Origin of the sequence: Lactobacillus kefiranofaciens, from assembly GCF_014656585.1 — a bacterium.
Taxonomy (GTDB): Bacteria; Bacillota; Bacilli; order Lactobacillales; family Lactobacillaceae; genus Lactobacillus; species Lactobacillus kefiranofaciens.
This window is the reverse complement of the sequence record NZ_CP061341.1, coordinates 1228868-1248425: the sequence shown is the minus strand read 5'-3', so window position 1 is coordinate 1248425 and position 19558 is coordinate 1228868. Positions and strand designations below refer to the sequence as shown.

Sequence of the window (19558 nt, the reverse complement as noted above, 5' to 3'; positions counted from 1 at the left end):
CTTAGTAAAAATATATACTTTTAAGACTAATCATAATTATATTTAAAAGCGTTGTCAATGGAAACTGTGATGTTAAAATAAAGTAAATAGATTATAGGAGGTCAATTATGGTTAACCCAATTTTTACAAATAGAAGAGCAGTTAGAAGCTTTAAGAAAGAAGCAGTTGCCGAACAAGATATTCAGAATATGATTGCTGCTTTTCAAACATCACCATGTGGAATGCATCAAGCGGATGTGATGAACTTGGTGGTCGTAAAAGATGAAAGTTTACGTGCCAAAATCGAGCAAGCTACATCAAACTCTTGTTATGGTGCTCCAGTATTATTTATTTTAAATACCAAAAAAGAGAGCGAATTTGGTGAGCGAGATGCATCTGTAGCAGCGGAAAATATCATGCTGGAAGCAACAGATTTAGGTTTAGGCTCAGTTTATATCATGGGTGGCGCTGAAAGGCTAAATGACTTTGCTGAACTGCAAAAAGAATTAGGTATTGATCCAGCGTTTCAAACTACGGTTATTGTTGCCGTTGGTAAAACTGCTGAGGAGCCTGAAGCAACTGATCGTTCTAAGAGATATCAGGTAACAATTTTTTGATTTTTTATGAAACTTGGCGCATTAGCTCTTATTTTCGCTTAAATTGTTATTTATAAATTTTTTAGCATATAATATTCTTAATGAATAAAGAAGCTGGAGAAAATATGAAAAAGAAAAAGCAGTCTTCAGTAAAAAAAGGCTGTTCCTAAGAAAAAAGAAGTTAAGAAACCAAAGAAAATTAAGCCTAAAAAATCAAATAAGGTTAAGAAGAGTAAAAAGGTAAGTAAACCTAAGAAAAAGGTTGTTAAAGTTGCTCCTTGGAATCAAAACAAAAATAAAAAGCTGCAAAAAGCAGTAAATAAATGGGGTGCTAAAGCTAGTCAAGTATATCGTTATTATGATGGTGCTCATTCTTTGAAAACTAAAAAGGGACCAATTTATCCTGATATTTTTAAGCAAAGCAAATTTGTATTAAACAAAAAGACTATCCAAATTGGTTACAGTCCATTAGGCAAAGATAAGTACCAATATAATGTGGTAGCTATTGCCAATGATGACTTTAAGTCTTGGCACAATACTTAATCTGTTCTGCTTAAAGAATAAGAAACCAGTGATTTTATTGGATCAATCTAAAAATGGCAATCCAATTGTAGTCAAAACTGTGAAGGATAAGAATTTAAATCAAATATTTGAGCAGATTTATCGTTAATTTATTTTCGCAAATTGCAATAATAAATTGAACACTTTTAGTTAAGCTGCTTGATAGATTTGATCTAATTCTCTTTCAAAGATTTCATCTGGTGTATGATAGGCCAGTATCTTTCTTGGCAAAGAATTGCACCAGGTTTCAATATTAATGATGTCTTGTAAAGAATAGTTAGCTATTGCTTCTCCTTTAGGAATGAATCTGCGAATAAGACCATTGTGTCTTTCAACTGTTCCCTTATCACAAGAAGTGTAAGGATGGGCATAGTAAACCAGTGTATTGGATGCTTTTTCTAGGTTGGAAAGATCTGCAAACTCTGAGCCATTATCAGTGGTAATGGTTTTAAAAATATCATTCCAATGTTCGCTGTATTGCCTTTGGAGTTCTTTAAAGGCCTGCATGACACTGACAGAAGTCTTGTCAGGAATACGAAGAATTAAAAACTCACGACTCATACGCTCAGATAAGGTTAGCAGCACCTCATCATCTTTGCTCTTATGTCCGAGAACTAAATCGCATTCCCAATGACCGAATTCATTACGTTTATTGATCTCTTTAGGACGTTCTTCAATGCTTCTGCCAAGTTTTTTCTTATTTTTGCGAATACGATGAAGCTTGGTATTGCGTTTAAGCTTCTCTGGCAAGTCGTAATTATGTATATCTAATAGACCTTGGTCGACATAATTGTAAAGAGTCTTAGTACAGACAACATCTCTGCTGCTAAATGCGCCAACAGCAGTGGCACGATTACTGCACACATCAAGCGACCAGCCGTCTTTAAAGAAATGCTTGTGGACATAGCGCATGAATTGAGTTTTCCTGAGAAAGTCTGATTTGCACCCACAATTTTTACGATGAGCTTGATATGCATCATGCCCTTGAGTAGCCTTATATCTTTTGACTTTGCCATGATACAGTTCTACAGTACCGCGCTTAACCTCATAGCTGATAGTAGAAGGAGAACAGTTTAATTCACGGGCGATGGCACGCAAAGAATAGCCATCTTTCAAACGCAATTGAATAATAACTCTTTCCTCGAATGATAAATGCTTGCCTTTAATGTGCTGATTCATGGTAGAATGTAAAGAGTCCATTTTGACCTCGTTTCTAAATGTTGTGTGCTAACTACATTCTATCAAACAGGTCCGAATGGACTTTTTATTTTTTATCAAGTGTTCAATTTAATTTTACAATCAGCGGTTAATTTATTTTTGAAGATAAAACAAAAAAGCATGTGGAATTCCACATGCTTTTTGTTGAAATTGTACTAGATTAACTCGAAATTAATCGTGGTCAACGTCATCTGGGAAGAATGCAAGACGTTCGCCGCCATCAAGTTCTTCTTCGATTTCAAGTAAGCGGTTGTACTTTTCAACACGTTCTGAACGAGCTGGAGCACCAGTCTTCAATTCGCCACCGTTTACAGCAACGGCTAAGTCAGCGATGAAGGTGTCACCAGTTTCACCTGAACGGTGAGAAATCATGGTGTTGTAACCGTTCTTACGTGACATACGAACAGTTTCAAGGGTTTCAGTAACAGTACCGATTTGGTTCAACTTGATTAATGAAGCGTTGCCGGCACCTTCCTTGATAGCCTTCTTCAAAAGTGCTGGGTTAGTACAAATGAAGTCGTCAAGAACGATTTGGATACGGTCTTTGTGGCTCTTAGTGAACTTAACCATACCGTCAACATCGTTTTCGTCGTATGGGTCTTCCATTGACATTAATTCTGGGAATTCGTCCAAAAGCTTTTCGTAGTATGCAGCTAATTCTTCATCGTCAAGGACCTTGCCTTCAAGGTGGTACTTGCCGTCTTCCTTGTTGTAGAAGTATGAAGCAGCACAGTCACATGCAATACCGATATCTTCAGCAGGCTTGTAACCAGCCTTGATGATTGATTCGTGTAATGCCTTCAAAGCTTCTTCTGAGTTCTTCATGTTAGGTGCGAAACCACCTTCGTCACCCAAGCCAGTTTCGTAACCCATGTCTTCAAGAACCTTCTTCAAGGTGTGGTATACGTTAACAATCTTTTCGAAACCATCACGGAATGAAGTCTTATTAATTGGAGTAATCATGAATTCTTGGATGTCGATACCGTTGTCAGCGTGTTCACCACCGTTGATAACGTTGTGGAAAGTTTGTGGCATTTCAAGGTCAATACCGCCAAGGTAACGGTAAAGAGGTTGATGTGAGTCCTTAGCTGCAGCAACAGCACAAGCCATTGATACACCTAAGATAGCGTTAGCACCAAGACGACCCTTGTTTGGAGTACCGTCTAAGTCGATCATAGTTTGGTCGATCTTAGCTTGGTCATGAGCATCCATACCCTTTAAAGCCTTAGCAATTTCAGTGTTAACATTGTTAACAGCCTTTGAAACGCCTTTGCCGCCAAGACGTGAACCACCGTCACGTAATTCAACAGCTTCATTTTCACCGGTTGAAGCACCTGATGGAACTTCAGCCTTACCTACGACACCGTTTGAAAGAGTAACGAAAGCTTCAACAGTTGGGTTACCACGTGAGTCAAAGATTTCGAGTGCATGTACATTTTCAATAACTGATTTGAGCATTAATAAACCTCCTCAAAAATTATGGCATGTATTAAAAATTTGCATACCATACGGAACAATTTTTGCTCCGCTTTACACTTCAAATTTTAGCCTAACTTTGTGACGGTGTAAACATATGAAAGCGGTTTACATTGTAAAATTTCGTAAATAGAATTAAAAAAGACTATACTGAAGTAGTATAATATATGTATGTTAATTAGTTTAAAAATAAGGAATTTAAAAAATGGAAAATATTAAATTAATTGTTGATTCCAGTTCAAATATGGAGACCAATCAAGCGGCTAATTTAGAAGTGGTGCCGCTGACTATTTCATTTGGTAGACAAGATTATATTGATAATGAACAACTTAATCTCAAAGATTTTTTAACTAATATGAATAGTAACCGAATAGCTGGCAAGACCACTTGTCCTAGTATTCAAACGTGGCTTAATGCACTGGAAGGCAGTGAAAAAGCAATCATCGTGACCATGACTAGCGGAATGAGTGGAACTTTTTCTTCAGCGCTTCAGGCAAAAGCAATTTATGAAGAAAAACATCCCGATAGCCAGATAGTGGTAGTTGATTCGAAAAGTGCTGGTCCTGAATTAGCTATTGTAATTCATGGTATTGAAGAAATGCTTCAAAGCGAGATTCGGTTTGTAGATCTGGAGGAAGAAATAGCACGATTCAGGATGCATACACATTTATTGTTTGTTTTGCAGTCACTCCATAACCTATCTTTGAATGGTCGTGTTTCTCCAGCTGTAGCTAAAATCGCTGGCTTGTTAAAAATTAATTTAATTGGGACTGCCAGTAAGGAAGGAAAACTTGAGCCGTTGGCCAAAGCGCGTGGCGTGAAAAAAGCTATTCGTGAAATTATAAAGTATATGGAAAAAGATAAATATCAAGGTGGTGAAGTAATTATTGATCATTGTGAAAATGAGAAAGACGCTAATACGATTAAAGAAAAGATTTTAGCTAATTATCCTAATGCTCAAGTATCGATTCGTCCAATGCACGGACTTTGCAGCTTCTATGCTGAAGAGGGCGGCATTATGGTTGGTTTTCATGAATAAGAAAAAAGGATTTGGAATGTATTAAATTAACATTCCAAATCCTTTTAATTTTGCTTAAATTCGTCCTTATGTCTAATTAGGTAAACAATCGTTGCTACAATTAAGACTAATGCGCCGACGATGAATGAAATTCGGGTATCTGGATTGATAAACATAAAGACCACGATTACTAGTAGCATTAGAAAGGCAAAGTAATTTGAAAAGGGATAAAGCGGCAGCTTGAAAGGATGTTGTTTGATAATCTCTTTATTGTTTCTTCTAAATCTTAATTCTGCTAACAAGATCACAAACCACGGAATCATCCCCGGTAAAACAGATGAGCTGAAGACAATTACGAAGAGGTCTGAAGCAGAATGATTAAATTGCTCAGAATCATTGATAATACTTGATTTTTGGTAGAAAAACAGATTTAACGCTTTTGACAATTGCTTCTTGCGGATTAGCAACTTCTCCAGCTGAAATTCCCAGTAATTCAATTCCTTCGTATGAACCAACAATAATCGACATTGAGAAGAAGAACCCTTTAATGCCACCGGTGAAGAAACCGCCATGTGCCCAGAGATTGCTAAAGCCAGTTGGTTTGCCGCCATTGCCAACTCCGAAAAAGATGACGATGAAGCCTAGTATAATCATTAAAATAATAGTAATTACTTTAATCATGGCAAACCAGAATTCAAGTGAAGCGTAAGCTTTGGCACTGGCTAAATTCGCAATTAGCAAAAATGCAATGATAATAATTCCTGACCATAAGGCACTAATATTGGACCACCAATATTTTAAATATTCAGTGGCAGCGACTACTTCTGACATGCCAACCACAATATATTCAAAAACATTGGCCCATTCTGCTAAATATCCGGCTAAGGGATGTACATACTCAGTTGCGTAATCTGCAAAAGAACCAGTTCCTGGATTGATATAGAGCATTTCTCCTAAAGCTCGCATTACAATATACAAAATTAGTCCTACAAACATGTAAGCTAGTAAAACTGAAGGACCAGTCCATTTAATAGTTGATGTAGACCCCATGAATAAGCCGACCCCGATGGCGCCACCAAGAGAAATCATCTCCATTTGACCGGCAGTCATCGTACGACTCAGTTGAGGTGCATTATTCTTTATGAATAAGCCGACCCCGATGGCGCCACCAAGAGAAATCATCTCCATTTGACCGGCAGTCATCGTACGACTCAGTTGAGGTGCATTATTCTTTTTTCCCATTTCTCAACTCTCCATAAATTAATCTATCCTATATTAAGCATCGCAATTAATTTAATTTTTATTTAGTTGTTTTGTCAAGGAAAAATAAAAAAACTACTATGAAATTAATCATATATAAGGAGTGTACAGGATTTGAACCTGCGCGCCAAGGAAAAACTTGGCTCGCCGGATTTCGAGTCCGGTGCATTACCACTCTGCCAACACTCCATAACCTTATCTATTATAACCTATTTTTCAAAATAATCCATAAGAAGTAAAAATATTATTAATTTTGTGTAAAGAATAGTATTATTTATACTATTCTGGTTACAATAGAAGTTACAAATAATAATCGGTGAGGAAATATTGGTGTTAATGGATAGATATCTTGTATTGCTGTTATCAGCTGCAATTTTGTTATTACTCATTTTTAATATAAAAACCTCGCGTCGCTTTAATATGTGGGATCACTGGCTGCACCACCAATTGGTAAAAAAGCATGATGGTTATAGTTGGCAAGTAATTGCTTTTATTAATGATCCCAAGCTCATGGTTGTGTGGGACGTATTATTAGCTGGTATTTTGTTGAATCAGGAACGTGACCTGACTGCTCTGTGGGTGTTGGGAACGTTAGGTTTTGCTGACTTATCAGGAATTGTCTTAAAAAAGATGATCCGTAGAAAGCGCCCTTTTTTGCATTCCAAAATGGAAACTGGTTATAGCTTTCCCAGCGGTCATGTATTGGGTGCGACTACAATGGGCCTAATCTTATTGCAGCTATTTGCTAAAGAGTTCGGTGTTGGCTTTATTATTAGTGTTATTGCTTTATGGGTAATGGTAATTATTTCTCGGCTGAGCTTAAAGGCTCATTATCCTTCAGATGTGATTGGCGCGACTAGTTTAGCGATTGTTTGTTTTAGCATTTCACAACAATTATTTTTAGCAATCTAAACTAATAAAAAATGATTTGATTCATCTTTTTTTATTTTTTGCTTAAAACACTAAATATTGGTATTTGCATTATCAAACATACAAGATATGTGCTATCGTAATTAAAAATGTATTTTTGAAAGGTGTATAAAAATGGCAATTCTTGAACAACCTTATTTAGATCTTTTGCAGAAAATCATGACTGAAGGCCATGATAAGAGTGACCGAACAGGTACAGGAACTAGAAGTTATTTTGGAGCTCAGATGCGTTTTGATTTATCTCAAGGTTTTCCACTCCTAACTACAAAGAAGGTGCCTTTTGGCTTAATTAAAAGTGAATTATTGTGGTTTCTGCGTGGTGATACCAATATCCGCTTTTTGTTAGAACATTATAATCATATTTGGGATGAATGGGCTTTTAAAAATTGGGTAACCAGCGCTGAATATGATGGCCCTGACATGACTAACTTTGGCTTAAGAAGTCAAAGCGATCCGGATTTTAATCAAGTTTATCAAACCGAGATGAAAAAATTTGATGAACGAATTTTAAGTGATAAAGATTTTGCTCAAAAATATGGCAATCTTGGCGATGTCTATGGCGCACAATGGCGACACTGGGAAAAGCGCGACGGCGGCTTTATTGATCAAATTGCTAACGTAATCAAACAGATTAGGGAATCGCCTGATTCGCGGCGCATGATCGTGACAGCTTGGAACCCAGAAGATGTGCCAACTAGCGCATTGCCACCATGTCATGTAATGTTTCAGTTTTACGTAGTTGATGGCAAGATTAGCGTGCAGCTTTATCAAAGAAGTGGCGATATGTTCTTAGGCGTACCTTTTAATATTGCTTCATATGCGCTTTTACTGAGTATGATTGCTAGAGAAACAGGACTTGAAGTAGGAGAATTTGTTCATACTTTAGGGGATGCTCATATTTATCGCAACCACTTTAATCAGGTAAAAGAATTGCTCAGCCGACAGCCCTATGATTCACCTAAATTGTGGCTGAATCCTGAGAAAAAGCGGATTGAGGATTTTGAAATGCAAGATATCAAAGTAATCGATTACCAACATCATGGCACGATTAAGGCGCCTGTTGCCGTATAAAGGAAAAGTTATGATTGAATATGTGTGGGCAGAAGATGAAAAACATCAGATTGGGCTAAATGGGCATTTACCCTGGCATTTACCAGCTGATTTACGCCATTTTAAAGAAAAAACGATTGGGCATCCCATAATTATGGGCAGAAAAACTTTCATGAGTTTGCCAAAATTATTACCTCAAAGAAAGCATATTGTTTTGACTAGTAGTCAGGAACTTAGGCAAAAGTATCAGCATAATAAACAAGTGCTGATTTTATCTTCTTTAGCTGAGATCAATGACTATATACAAAAGCACAAGCAAGAAAAAATGTGTGTCATCGGTGGCGCATCAGTTTTTAAGGCTCTGATAGATCAGGTAGATATTTTGGAAAAAACGGCGATTGAAGCAGTTTTTGAAGCTGATACTAAGATGCCGGCGATAGATTATGATCAATTCGCTTTGCTTAATAAAGAACATCATGTTTCGGATAGCAAGAATAAATACCCATATACTTTTTTAACTTATCAAAGGAAATCTTGAAAAGAAGCCCGCTAAAATTGCGAGCTTTTTTGATTATTAGGTATAATAGTGTCACGAGAGAAAATATTTACTGGGTAATAAAAATGAACGAAGAAAAAACTAACTTAGAAACAGGTTTGACTTCTGTGGAAGTTGAACACAGAATTCAAGCAGGAGAAGTAAATAAAGCGGTTGATGACCAATTTAAGACGAATAAGCAGATTATTCGTGAGAACTTATTTACTTACTTCAACTTAATCTTTTTGGTACTCTCAATTTTATTGGTAGTTGTGGGAGCTTATAAGGATTTGACTTTTTTACCGGTAATTATTTTGAATACTGTTATCGGAATTGTGCAAGAAATTCGTGCTAAGAAGATTTTGAGTAAATTAAACGTAATGAATACCACAGATATTATGGCATTACGTGATGGGCAGGAAGTCAAAATATCAATTGAAAATCTAGTTAAGGATGATATCGTCTTGCTTAAAACAGGTGATCAGATTCCAGCTGATGGTCATGTGATAAAAGGCAATATTCGAGTAAATGAGTCGCTATTAACCGGTGAAGCAGACGAAATCACTAAAGGAATTGGTGATGAGTTGATGTCAGGCTCTTTTGTTGTTTCTGGTACAGCTTACATGCAGCTGGAAAAAGTAGGTAAAGAAAGTTATATTTCTAAACTAACGATTAAGGCTAAAGCAATGGATAGTAGTGAGCAATCCGAGATGGTGCGCTCGATTAACAAGTTGATCAAATGGGTCGGCATTATCATTATTCCGTTGGGAATTGCATTGTTTTCAATGAGTTTCTTTATTAATAAGATGTCGCTCTATCGTAGTATTGTGTCGATGGAAGCAGCAATTATCGGAATGATCCCAGAAGGGCTGTATTTGTTAACTACGATTGCTTTAGCACTTGCGGTAGTTCGGCTGGCACGCAATCAAGTAATGCTGCATGATATGAAGAGCGTGGAAACTTTGGCTAGAGTCAATGTCCTTTGCGTGGATAAAACTGGTACAATTACCGAACCTAAGATGAGCGTTGAAAAAGCTATTCCTTCGAAGAACTATAAAGGCAATTTGAATAAGATTATTGGTGATTTCGCGCAAAATATGCCGGCGGATAACGCCACGATGAAGGCTGTACATGAATTCTTTACAGAAAACAATGACAAGAAAGCCAACGGTATTCTGCCGTTTACTTCCGTAAATAAATATAGTGGTGTCATTTTTGATGATCATACTTTACTGATTGGTGCACCAGAAATGGTTCTGCGTGATCAATTTGATGAGTATCAGGCTGAGTTTGAACATTATGCGGCTACGGGCTACCGAGTATTAATTGTAGCAAATTATCCAGGTGTGTTAACCGAAAATGATTCAGCTTTAGTAAAACCGGTTGAGGTGTATGGTTATATTCTATTAACAAATCCAATTAGAAAGGAAGCTAAGGCAACATTTGAATATTTTGCTAAACAGGGCGTAGAAATCAAGGTGATTTCTGGTGATAATCCGGTCACTGTTTCTAGAGTTGCGCAGCAAGCTGGAATTAAAAATTCAGATAGATATATCGATGCGCAAGAAATTCCTGAAGATGGTTATGAAGAGGCAATGCAAAAGTATAGCGTTTTTGGCCGAGTGAAGCCTGAGCAAAAACGTAAATTTGTTAAAGCATTGCAAAATCAGGGCAATACAGTCGCTATGACTGGTGATGGTGTAAATGATATCTTAGCTATGAAAAAAGCTGATTGCTCAATTGCTATGGCTTCAGGCAATAGTGCGGCAGTTCAGGCATCACAAGTGGTTTTGCTAGATTCAAACTTTGCTAGGATGCCTAAAGTAGTTAATGAGGGCCGCAGGGTAGTTAATAATATTCAACGTTCAGCAAGCTTATTTTTAGTGAAGAATATTTTCTCATTCTTGATGGCAATCTTTTCATTGATCATGGTAATTAATTATCCATTACAGCCATCACAGATTACTTTAATTTCGGCTTTTACAATTGGACTACCTTCATTCCTGCTTGCTTTAGAGAGCAACAAGAACAGAATTCGCGGTCAATTTATTCCCAATATTTTGTCACGAGCAATTCCTGGTGGGGTCACTGATATGCTAGCAGTAAGTATTTTGGTAGTAGCTGGAGGCTATTTTCAACTAGATCATAATAATGTAGGTACTACGGCAACGTTATTGCTAATTGCAGTAGGAATGATGGTGTTATATCACATTTCTGCTCCGCTTAATCGTTTTCGTTTACTGGTAATGATTGGCTCTTTTGTGGGACTGGTTCTAGCAATTATTTTCTTGCATAATTTGTTCTCGATGTCGATGATTACTGATAAGGCGCTCTTTATCTTAGCAGTCTTGTTCTGTGCGGCAACGACAATTTTCCGTTGGCTATCTAGAATCTTGGATGGAATTCGCGAAGTATTTATTGTTTTTGACCAAAAAGGGAAGAATATGACATTTGGCGATTTTCATGAGGCCTATAAACGCGGCAGAGAAAATATAATTGAATAAAAATGAAAAAAGTTATTGACTAGATTAAAAGATAATGATATTCTATTTATAACAAATCAAAATTTAGTATCTTGAAAAGCTGAGTAACTAGAATCTTATTTTTAAAGAGAGCTAACAAAGTGGTGAAAGTTAGCAAATAAGAACTAATGAATATGGGCTTGGAATGATATCTGGTAGTGATAGTTAGCTATCAGCGGAGTTGCATCCGTTAGTAGTGCAGACTATTTTTTGATAGTCAGTAAGATTTATCATGTGAATGATAAATGAATTAAAGGTGGTAACGCGAGCATTCGCCCTTTGGGGGTGGATGCTCTTTTTATTTTCATTGATAAATTAGGAGTTGAGTTTTATGAGAAAACGTAGACGAAGAAATACAATTATTTTGTCAATTATCGGAATTTTAATTCTGATTGCAGGCTGGTTTAGTTTTGGACCTGGTCTTAATATCAATAATCAAGCGCAGAATAAGACAGTTGTAGTAGGTGTAGTTTCACAAAGCAAACAAGATGCGGCTATTTGGAAGAGTGTAGCCAAAACTGCCAAAGAAGATTATGGGATCACTATTAAAATCAAAAATTTTACTGATTATAACCAACCCAATAAGGCTTTAAAATCTGGTGATGTGGATTTAAATGCTTTTCAACATTATGCCTTCTTAAAAGCTTGGAACAAATCTAATGGTGGTGGCGTAGTTCCTATTGGGAGAACTTATATTGCACCAATTCGCTTATATTCTAAGAAATATAAGAAACTGGCTGATTTGCCAGATGGAGCAACGATTGCCATTCCTAATGATGCTACTAATGAATCAAGAGCTTTATTTGTATTAAAGAATGCCGGCTTAATCAATTTAAGAAAGGGCAAGGCGTTAGTTACTGTTGCTGATATTACGAAGAATCCACATAACTTTAAATTGAAAGAGGTTGGCGCAGAACAAACTGGCCGGGTGATCAACTCCGTTGATGCGTCAGTAGTCAACAATGACTATGCTGGACCTGCTGGCTTAGGTGATAAGCAAACTATTTACATTGAGCCAGTCAACAAATATTCTAAGCAATGGATTAACATCATTTGTGCTAAGAAGGGTCAAGCAAATAACAAGCTTTACCAAGACGTAGTCAAAGCTTACCAAACCAAGAAGACAAAGCAATTAACTAAACATTTTTATGGCAATTCACAGATTGCTGCTTGGGATATCAAGATTAAGTAGGAGGGGTAAGGATGAGTATTATTCAATTAGATCATATTAATGTAGATTTCCCGCAAAAAAAGGGGAAAGTTGTGCAGGCTGTTCATGATGTAAGCTTACATGTTGAAAAGGGCGATATTTACGGCGTAGTTGGCTTTTCTGGTGCTGGTAAGTCAACCTTAGTTAGAACCATCAATCTCTTGCAGCACCCTACTGCAGGCGATATTAAAGTCAATGATGTTGATTTTGTTAAAAATGGTAAGCAGGTAATTTCAACTAAGCAATTACAGCTAGAGCGTAGAAAAATCGGCATGATTTTCCAGGGTTTTAATTTATTAAATGAAACAACGGTTTTAGAAAATGTAGCTTTTGCTTTAAAGCATGCTAAATTATCTGATGATGAATTAGAAAAAAGATCCTTGGAGCTGCTTGACTTGGTTGATTTGAAAGATAAAGCAAACTTTTATCCAGTTGAACTCTCAGGTGGGCAGCAACAACGAGTAGCAATTGCGCGAGCTTTAGCCAATCATCCAGATATTTTAATTTCGGATGAGGCAACTAGTGCGTTGGATCCACAAAACACCCAGCAAATCTTAGATCTGCTAAAAAGCTTGAATAAAAAATTAGGCTTAACGGTTGTCTTAATCACGCACGAGATGGACGCTGTAAAGAAGATCTGTAATAAAGTTGCAGTGATGGAACACGGCAAGATGATTGAAAATGGCAATTTGCGACAAGTCTTTTTGCATCCAAAGAAGGAATTGACTAAACGATTTGTAGGTGGAAGTCTTGAAGCAATTCAAACTTTAGATGCCTTGAATCTAGGCAAGCTGACTGAAAATGAAGAAGTTTATCAGTTGGTCTACAGCATCGCCAACGTAACTAAATCGATTATTATTGAACTTTATCAGCAAATTGGCGTCGAAGTTTCAATGTTGTATGGCAACGTGGAGTTGTTAAACGGTGAAGCAATTGGTACTTTGGTGGTATTGGTAAAAGGTGATGCAGAAAAGCAGGAACGAGCTAGAGAATTCCTGAAAAAGCAAAATGTTACTTTAACTAGATTGGATGAAAAGGGGAATTTAGATGATTAGTTGCTTTGCAAAAGTTTGTCCAAATGTAGTTCAGTTAGGCTGGGGTGGAGATGCCGGCTGGGGAACTAGTATTTTTCAAACATTATTCATGACTTTTTGGGCTACAATCTTCGGTGGCATTCTGGGAATCATCTTTGGCGTTTGGCTAGTAGTGACTAAAGATGATGGCATTCGTCCCAATAAGTTCTGGTACAATGTCTGCGATAAGATCGTTTCCATTTTTAGAGCCATTCCATTCGTAATTTTGCTGGCCTTTGTAGCACCAGTTACGCAAAAGATTGTTGGTACCCAAATTGGGATAAAGGCAGCATTAGTTCCGTTGACTTTGGGCGTTTTCCCATTTTATGCTAGGCAAGTGCAGGTTGCTTTAGAAAGCGTAGACACAGGTAAGGTCGAAGCAGCACAAAGTTTGGGTGCAACAGTATCAGATATTATCTTTGATGTTTATTTGCGTGAATCACGTTCAGAACTAATTAGAGTTTCCACAGTAACAATTATTTCGCTGATCGGTTTGACTGCAATGGCTGGTGCGATTGGTGCTGGTGGCTTAGGTAATACTGCAATTTCATATGGTTATAATCGTTTTAATAATGACGTAACATTGGCAGCAACAATTTTAGTTATTGTTTTAATTTTTATTGTACAAATAGTAGGTGACTTCTTTGCTAAGAAGATGAATCATCAAAATAGATAGGAAAATGCATCTCTTAATGTAGGAGGTGCGTTTTTTTATTTTAGGTAGCTTATGCTAGGAGTATGTGAAATAAGCGTACTTTTAGCATTTTATTTTTAAATAATAAGTCGTTTTATTTGTTATTTTTAGATTAAGCATAGTATTGGTCTTGAAAGCGATTAAAAAGTGAGAGAGGAGAGATTAAAATGGATGAAAAACTGGCGCTTGCCCAAAAGCCAGTTAGCAAAGGCTATAGATATTTTATGGTTTTCCTATGTATGCTAACGCAAGCAGTGCCATATGGAATAGCTCAATTGATTCAGCCATTATTTGTGCATCCATTAGTTAATACATTTCATTTTACATTAGCTTCATATACTTTGATTTTTACTTTTGGTGCAGTTGTCGGGTCACTGGTATCACCATTAGTTGGTAAAGCATTGCCAAAAGTTAATTTTAAAATTATGTATCTAATCGGTATTGTTCTATCGGCTGGAGCATATGGGATTTTCGGACTTAGTACAAAATTGCCTGGCTTTTACCTGGCTGGCATCATTTGTATGGTTGGTTCGACTTTTTATTCAGGTCAAGGTGTTCCTTGGGTAATTAACCACTGGTTTCCAGATGAAGGCCGTGGTGTTGCATTAGGGCTTGCCTTTTGTGGTGGTTCTGTTGGTGAGATTTTCTTACAGCCAATTACTCAAGCAATTTTAAAGAGCTTTATGGTTGGCGGTGCTAAAACAGGACATCTAACTTCAATGATGCCATTCTTTATTTTTAGCATTGCACTGCTAGTTATTGGTGTAATTATCGCGCTGTTCATTCGCGTTCCTAAAAGTAATGAAATTGTTTCTAGTGCAATTGATAAAAAAGATAGAGCCACTAAAGCTCAAACTAACCAGGATTTTCAAGGCTGGTCTAGTAAAGAGGTCTTGAAAATGAAGTGGTTCTGGATTTTTAGTATTGGTTTTCTGATTTTTGGCCTAGGCATGGCCTCTTTGAATGAAGATTATGCGGCCTTTTTGGATACCAAAATGTCTTTAACACAAGTAGGATTAATTGGTTCCGTCTTTGGCATGGCCGGAATTGTCGGCAATATCTCTGGCGGTTATCTATTTGATCGTCTTGGAGTAGCTAAAGCAATGACCTATGCTGGAGTAATGCTGGTAATCTCGATTTTGTTAATGTTGTTAATTAGCGTGCATCCTTACGGCGATTCCATGAATTCAGTTGCTGGGATTGGTTATGCTATCGCTAGTGGTTTATCGGTATTCAGTTACATGTCCGGGCCGGCTTTCATGACCAAGAGTCTCTTTGGCGCTAAAGCTCAGGGGGTAAATTTAGGTTATGTAAGTTTGGCCTATGCAGTTGGCTTCGCCATCGGTGCACCGTTATTTGGCGTAATTAAGGGGATGACTAATTTCACAATTGCTTGGTGCTTTACGCTGATCTTTGTATCAGTTGGCTTCATTTTGTTGATTATTGCTGCACTAAGAATTAAGCGGTTGCAAAAGCAATTAATTTAATAAACATAAACAGAGTAAAACAGATTTAGTAGAGAAAGAGGGACGTTAAAATGAGTAGTAATAATGTCGCTGTTGACCAGAAAAAGACAGTAAGCAATGGCTATAAATATTTTATGGTCTTTCTATGTATGCTGACCCAAGCAATTCCTTATGGGATTGCCCAAAATATTCAGCCGTTATTTGTTCATCCGCTCGTTAATACATTTCATTTTACACTGGCATCTTATACTTTGATCTTTACCTTTGGGGCCGTAGCTGCTTCAATTGCTTCACCATTTATTGGTAAAGCATTGGAAAAGGTTAACTACAAGATCATGTATTTGATTGGTATGGGTCTTTCGGCTTTAGCTTATGTGATTTTTGGGATCAGTACCAAATTGCCAGCATTCTATATTGCCGCAATTGTATGTATGATTGGTTCGACTTTTTACTCAGGCCAGGGTGTGCCTTGGGTAATTAACCATTGGTTCCCAGCTAAGGGCCGTGGTGCTGCTTTAGGAATCGCCTTTTGTGGTGGTTCAATTGGCAATATTTTCTTGCAACCAGCAACTCAAGGAATCTTGGAACATTTCATGACGGGCAATGCTAAAACGGGGCATTTGACGTCAATGGCACCGTTCTTCATTTTCGCAATTGCCTTGTTAGTTATTGGTGTAATTATTGCTTTATTTATTAGAACACCTAAGGAAAATGAAATTGTTGCGACTGCTGAAGAAATTCAAGCAAACAAGAAAGAGCAAGCTGCTGCTAAAGCTAAGGAATTCTCAGGTTTTACTAGCAAACAGGTTTTGCAGATGAAATGGTTCTGGGTCTTTAGTTTAGGCTTCTTGATCATTGGCTTAGGCTTAGCTTCTTTAAATGAAGACTATGCTGCCTTCCTAGATACGAAACTAACCTTAACTGATGTTGGTTTGATCGGCTCAATGTATGGTGTTGGTTGTTTAATTGGTAATGTATCTAGTGGTGTCTTGTTTGATAAATTCGGCACAGCTAAATCAATGACCTATGCAGCTTGCATGTACGTCTTATCAATCGCCATGATGATTTTCGTTAGTCTGCAGCCTTATGGTGCCACTCAAAGCAGAGTAGCCGGTTATGCTTATGCGATCTTTTGTGGACTAGCAGTATTTAGCTACATGTCAGGTCCTGCCTTTATGGCAAAAGATTTGTTTGGCGCTAAAGAACAAGGGGTAATGCTAGGTTATGTTGGTTTAGCTTACGCAATTGGTTTTGCGATTGGTGCGCCATTATTCGGCATTATTAAGGGAATGTCTAGTTTTACCGTTGCCTGGTACTTCATGCTGGCCTTTGTAATTATCGGCTTTGCCCTTTTAATTGTGGCTGTTATTCAAATTAAGAAATATCAAAAGAAATATATTGCTGAGCAAGCTGCAAAAGGCGCTAACGCCTGAGGAGGAAAGACTATGTGTACAGGATTAAGATTTACAGATGATCAAGGTAATCTATACTTTGGTCGCAACTTAGATGTAGCACAGGATTATGGTGAAAAAGTTATTATTACCCCTAGAAACTATCCTTTGCCGTATAAGTTTTTGCAGGATACGAAGACTAAAAAAGCTGTTATTGGGATGGGAATCGTTGTTGACGGCTATCCATCATATTTTGACTGCTATAACGAAGACGGTTTAGGAATTGCCGGTTTGAATTTCCCTCACTTTGCGCAATTTAGCTCAGGCCCAGTTGAAGGGAAGACCAACCTGGCTTCTTATGAAATCATGCTCTGGGTAACCGAAAACTTTTCAACCGTTGAGGAAGTTAAAAAAGCTTTGAAGAATTTAAACTTAGTCAACGAAGCAATTAATTCTTCATTTCCAGTTGCTCCGCTTCATTGGATCATTAGTGACCAAAATGAAGCAATTGTGGTAGAAGACTCAAAACAATATGGTTTGAAAGTCTTTGAAGATAAGTTAGGTGTTTTAACTAATAGTCCTGATTTCAATTGGCATTTGACCAATTTAGGCAATTACACTGGCTTAAATGTTCATGATGCCAGTGTTGAAAATTTAAATGGTCAAACTGTGACACCTTTGGGCGTTGGCACTGGCAGCTTAGGTCTACCTGGTGATAGTATTCCTGCCGACCGTTTTGTTAAGGCAGCATACCTCAATGCTAACTATCCAGTAGTAACTGGTGAAAAAGCTAATGTCGCTAAGTTTTTTAATATTTTAAAATCCATAGCAATGATCAAAGGCAGCATTGAAAACACCAATGATCAAGCTGAATACACTGTTTATACCGGCTGCTATTCAGCTAAGACAAAGACCTATTACTGCAATTATGAAAATGATTTTGAACTCAAAAAGTATCAACTTGATGAGCCAAAAATGACTTCTTCAAATTTAACTATCGGTTAACCAAGAAGTACTAACTAAAAAAGAGTAAAGCATGAGCTTTACTCTTTTTTAATATTTTAAAATGTAACCGCATTATCTTAATTTTATTGAAAAAGAAAGCTCTTACAGGTATTATAAAAGGTGATTGAAAATTAATGAAAACCTTATATCACTTAATAAGGAGGAAAATTATGAGCGAAGAAGAATATCGTATTGAGAGTGACACTATTGGTCCCGTTAAGATTCCTAAAGATGCATTATGGGGTCCTCAAACTGAGAGAAGTCGCAATAACTTCCCGAGTGGTGAAAGAATGCCACTGCAAATCATTCGTGCTTTTTTACACTTAAAGAAAGCAGCCGCTGAATCAAACGTTGAAGTAGGGGATGAGTCTAAAGAAAAAGGTGAAGCAATTGAAGATGCTATTGATCATCTTTTAAAGTTGAACGATACAGACTTGCGTAAAGACTTTCCACTTCATGTTTTGCAAACTGGTTCAGGTACGCAAAGCAACATGAATGTCAACGAGGTTGTTGCTAATTTAGCTAATAAATTGCATCCTGGCTTAGAAATTTTACCAAACGATGATGTTAACCGTGGTCAATCATCTAATGATACTTATCCAACAGCTATGAATATTGTTGCAGTGGAAGCATTAGACAAGCTTGAGCCAGCTATTCAGCACTTAATCGATGAATTAGTGATCAAAGAGAAAAAGTACTGGAAGACTGTGAAAGTAGGACGTACTCACCTTCAAGATGCAACGCCTTTGACTTTTGGGCAAGAAGTTTCTGGTTACATTTCAGCTTTAAAGCATGATCTAGCATATATTCAAGAATTGAAGCCGACTCTTTATGAACTGGCTATCGGCGGCACCGCAGTTGGTACTGGTTTGAATGCTGCACCAGGTATGACTGAAAAAATTGCTGGCAAATTGTCCGAAGTTTATGGTCATGAATTTAAGGTTAAGACCAACAAGTTCTGGGGCTTAGCTCACCACTCTGGCCTTGACGTGATGCATGGTGCTCTCAAGACTTTAGCTGCTGATATGTTTAAGATTGCCCAAGACATTCGTTTGCTTGCTTCTGGTCCTCGTGCTGGTTACCATGAATTAAATATTCCGGCTAATGAGCCAGGCTCAAGTATCATGCCAGGTAAGGTTAACCCAACCCAGGCTGAAGCTGTAACAATGGCTGCCGCTAAAGTCTTTGGTAATGATACTACAATTACCTTTGCCTGCTCACAGGGTAACTTTGAAATGAATGTCTTCAAGACTGTTTTAATTGCTGCCTTCCTTGATTCATGTAACATTTTGACGGGGACGATTACCGGCTTTGCCGACAAGATGATTCATGGCTTGACTGTCAACGATGAACGCATGGATGAATTATTGGAGAATTCATTGATGACAGTTACTGCTTTGTCACCACACATTGGCTATCATGCTGCGGCCAAGATCGCTCAAGCTGCAGATAAAGAAGGTACGACCTTGAAAGAAGCTGCCTTAAAGAGTGGTAAAGTGACAGAAGAACAATACGATGAGTGGATGGACTACATGAAGATGACTAACGTTGATAAGTCCACTCCAGAAGAATAA

15 protein-coding genes, 1 tRNA gene, 2 pseudogenes and 1 other annotated feature are annotated in these 19558 nt (G+C 37.5%); of the genes and pseudogenes, 14 read left to right on the top strand and 4 right to left on the bottom strand.

Annotation, left to right across the window (positions count from 1 at the left end):
- Positions 1-107: 107 nt before the first annotated feature.
- Positions 108-596 (top strand): nitroreductase family protein, encoded by a 489-nt coding sequence (locus tag ICI50_RS06190; protein ID WP_188891340.1) that lies wholly within the window; start codon positions 108-110, stop codon positions 594-596.
- Between the two features lie 132 nt (positions 597-728).
- Positions 729-1245, top strand: a pseudogene (locus ICI50_RS06185) (DUF4767 domain-containing protein); the annotation flags it as partial.
- 41 nt (positions 1246-1286) lie between these two features.
- On the opposite strand, the gene ICI50_RS06180 reads toward ICI50_RS06185, so the two are convergent.
- Positions 1287-2336, bottom strand: coding sequence for an IS30 family transposase (locus ICI50_RS06180; protein ID WP_188891338.1), 1050 nt, complete (start codon positions 2334-2336; stop codon positions 1287-1289).
- A 189-nt stretch (positions 2337-2525) separates the two neighbouring features.
- Positions 2526-3812 carry a phosphopyruvate hydratase gene (gene eno / locus ICI50_RS06175; RefSeq protein ID WP_188891336.1) on the bottom strand — a complete coding sequence of 429 codons (1287 nt, stop codon included), beginning with the start codon at positions 3810-3812 and terminating at the stop codon, positions 2526-2528.
- A gap of 223 nt (positions 3813-4035) precedes the next feature.
- Between eno and ICI50_RS06170 the strand changes: the two genes are divergently transcribed.
- On the top strand, positions 4036-4869 hold the full coding sequence (locus tag ICI50_RS06170; protein WP_013854255.1) for a DegV family protein: 834 nt from the start codon (positions 4036-4038) through the stop codon (positions 4867-4869).
- Between the two features lie 44 nt (positions 4870-4913).
- Here the strand turns inward: ICI50_RS06170 and ICI50_RS06165 are convergent.
- Positions 4914-6030, bottom strand: a pseudogene (locus tag ICI50_RS06165) (amino acid permease).
- A 177-nt stretch (positions 6031-6207) separates the two neighbouring features.
- Positions 6208-6297 (bottom strand) — tRNA-Ser (locus ICI50_RS06160).
- Between the two features lie 147 nt (positions 6298-6444).
- Between ICI50_RS06160 and ICI50_RS06155 the strand changes: the two genes are divergently transcribed.
- The 11 genes from ICI50_RS06155 (at position 6445) to ICI50_RS06105 (ending at position 19558) form a co-directional block, all read left to right on the top strand.
- Positions 6445-7020, top strand: a complete 576-nt coding sequence (locus ICI50_RS06155) for a phosphatase PAP2 family protein (protein ID WP_013854254.1) — start codon at positions 6445-6447, stop codon at positions 7018-7020.
- A gap of 132 nt (positions 7021-7152) precedes the next feature.
- Positions 7153-8109, top strand: a complete 957-nt coding sequence (locus tag ICI50_RS06150; protein ID WP_013854253.1) for a thymidylate synthase — start codon at positions 7153-7155, stop codon at positions 8107-8109.
- Between the two features lie 10 nt (positions 8110-8119).
- On the top strand, positions 8120-8626 hold the full coding sequence (locus ICI50_RS06145) for a dihydrofolate reductase (RefSeq protein WP_013854252.1): 507 nt from the start codon (positions 8120-8122) through the stop codon (positions 8624-8626).
- A gap of 83 nt (positions 8627-8709) precedes the next feature.
- Positions 8710-11127: a cation-translocating P-type ATPase gene (locus tag ICI50_RS06140; RefSeq protein WP_188891334.1), complete on the top strand. Its 2418-nt coding sequence runs from the start codon at positions 8710-8712 to the stop codon at positions 11125-11127.
- A gap of 62 nt (positions 11128-11189) precedes the next feature.
- Positions 11190-11428 (top strand) — a binding site (T-box leader).
- Positions 11429-11476: 48 nt separating this feature from the next.
- Complete coding sequence (locus tag ICI50_RS06135) at positions 11477-12337, top strand: MetQ/NlpA family ABC transporter substrate-binding protein (protein WP_095342015.1); 861 nt, start codon at positions 11477-11479, stop codon at positions 12335-12337.
- A gap of 11 nt (positions 12338-12348) precedes the next feature.
- Positions 12349-13410: a methionine ABC transporter ATP-binding protein gene (locus tag ICI50_RS06130; RefSeq protein ID WP_056941308.1), complete on the top strand. Its 1062-nt coding sequence runs from the start codon at positions 12349-12351 to the stop codon at positions 13408-13410.
- Complete coding sequence (locus ICI50_RS06125) at positions 13403-14104, top strand: methionine ABC transporter permease (RefSeq protein WP_188891333.1); 702 nt, start codon at positions 13403-13405, stop codon at positions 14102-14104. The genes ICI50_RS06130 and ICI50_RS06125 overlap by 8 nt, the downstream gene beginning before the upstream one ends.
- A 185-nt stretch (positions 14105-14289) precedes the next feature.
- Entirely contained in the window at positions 14290-15609 is a 1320-nt protein-coding gene (locus ICI50_RS06120; RefSeq protein ID WP_095342013.1) for a conjugated bile salt MFS transporter, read from the top strand.
- A 50-nt stretch (positions 15610-15659) separates the two neighbouring features.
- Positions 15660-17021, top strand: coding sequence for a conjugated bile salt MFS transporter (locus ICI50_RS06115; protein ID WP_188891331.1), 1362 nt, complete (start codon positions 15660-15662; stop codon positions 17019-17021).
- A 12-nt stretch (positions 17022-17033) separates the two neighbouring features.
- A complete protein-coding gene (gene bsh / locus ICI50_RS06110) occupies positions 17034-17984 on the top strand; it encodes a choloylglycine hydrolase (RefSeq protein ID WP_056941310.1) in 951 nt (316 codons plus the stop codon).
- A gap of 170 nt (positions 17985-18154) precedes the next feature.
- Positions 18155-19558 (top strand): class II fumarate hydratase, encoded by a 1404-nt coding sequence (locus ICI50_RS06105; protein WP_056941311.1) that lies wholly within the window; start codon positions 18155-18157, stop codon positions 19556-19558.

Coding starts and splice junctions, on each gene's coding strand:
- eno (WP_188891336.1), bottom strand. CDS start 3,812: ATGCTCAAATCAGTTATTGAAAATGTACATGCACTCGAAATCTTTGAC.
- ICI50_RS06115 (WP_188891331.1), top strand. CDS start 15,660: ATGAGTAGTAATAATGTCGCTGTTGACCAGAAAAAGACAGTAAGCAAT.
- ICI50_RS06140 (WP_188891334.1), top strand. CDS start 8,710: ATGAACGAAGAAAAAACTAACTTAGAAACAGGTTTGACTTCTGTGGAA.
- ICI50_RS06190 (WP_188891340.1), top strand. CDS start 108: ATGGTTAACCCAATTTTTACAAATAGAAGAGCAGTTAGAAGCTTTAAG.
- ICI50_RS06130 (WP_056941308.1), top strand. CDS start 12,349: ATGAGTATTATTCAATTAGATCATATTAATGTAGATTTCCCGCAAAAA.
- ICI50_RS06105 (WP_056941311.1), top strand. CDS start 18,155: ATGAGCGAAGAAGAATATCGTATTGAGAGTGACACTATTGGTCCCGTT.
- ICI50_RS06120 (WP_095342013.1), top strand. CDS start 14,290: ATGGATGAAAAACTGGCGCTTGCCCAAAAGCCAGTTAGCAAAGGCTAT.
- ICI50_RS06135 (WP_095342015.1), top strand. CDS start 11,477: ATGAGAAAACGTAGACGAAGAAATACAATTATTTTGTCAATTATCGGA.
- bsh (WP_056941310.1), top strand. CDS start 17,034: ATGTGTACAGGATTAAGATTTACAGATGATCAAGGTAATCTATACTTT.
- ICI50_RS06170 (WP_013854255.1), top strand. CDS start 4,036: ATGGAAAATATTAAATTAATTGTTGATTCCAGTTCAAATATGGAGACC.
- ICI50_RS06180 (WP_188891338.1), bottom strand. CDS start 2,336: ATGGACTCTTTACATTCTACCATGAATCAGCACATTAAAGGCAAGCAT.
- ICI50_RS06150 (WP_013854253.1), top strand. CDS start 7,153: ATGGCAATTCTTGAACAACCTTATTTAGATCTTTTGCAGAAAATCATG.
- ICI50_RS06155 (WP_013854254.1), top strand. CDS start 6,445: ATGGATAGATATCTTGTATTGCTGTTATCAGCTGCAATTTTGTTATTA.
- ICI50_RS06125 (WP_188891333.1), top strand. CDS start 13,403: ATGATTAGTTGCTTTGCAAAAGTTTGTCCAAATGTAGTTCAGTTAGGC.
- ICI50_RS06145 (WP_013854252.1), top strand. CDS start 8,120: ATGATTGAATATGTGTGGGCAGAAGATGAAAAACATCAGATTGGGCTA.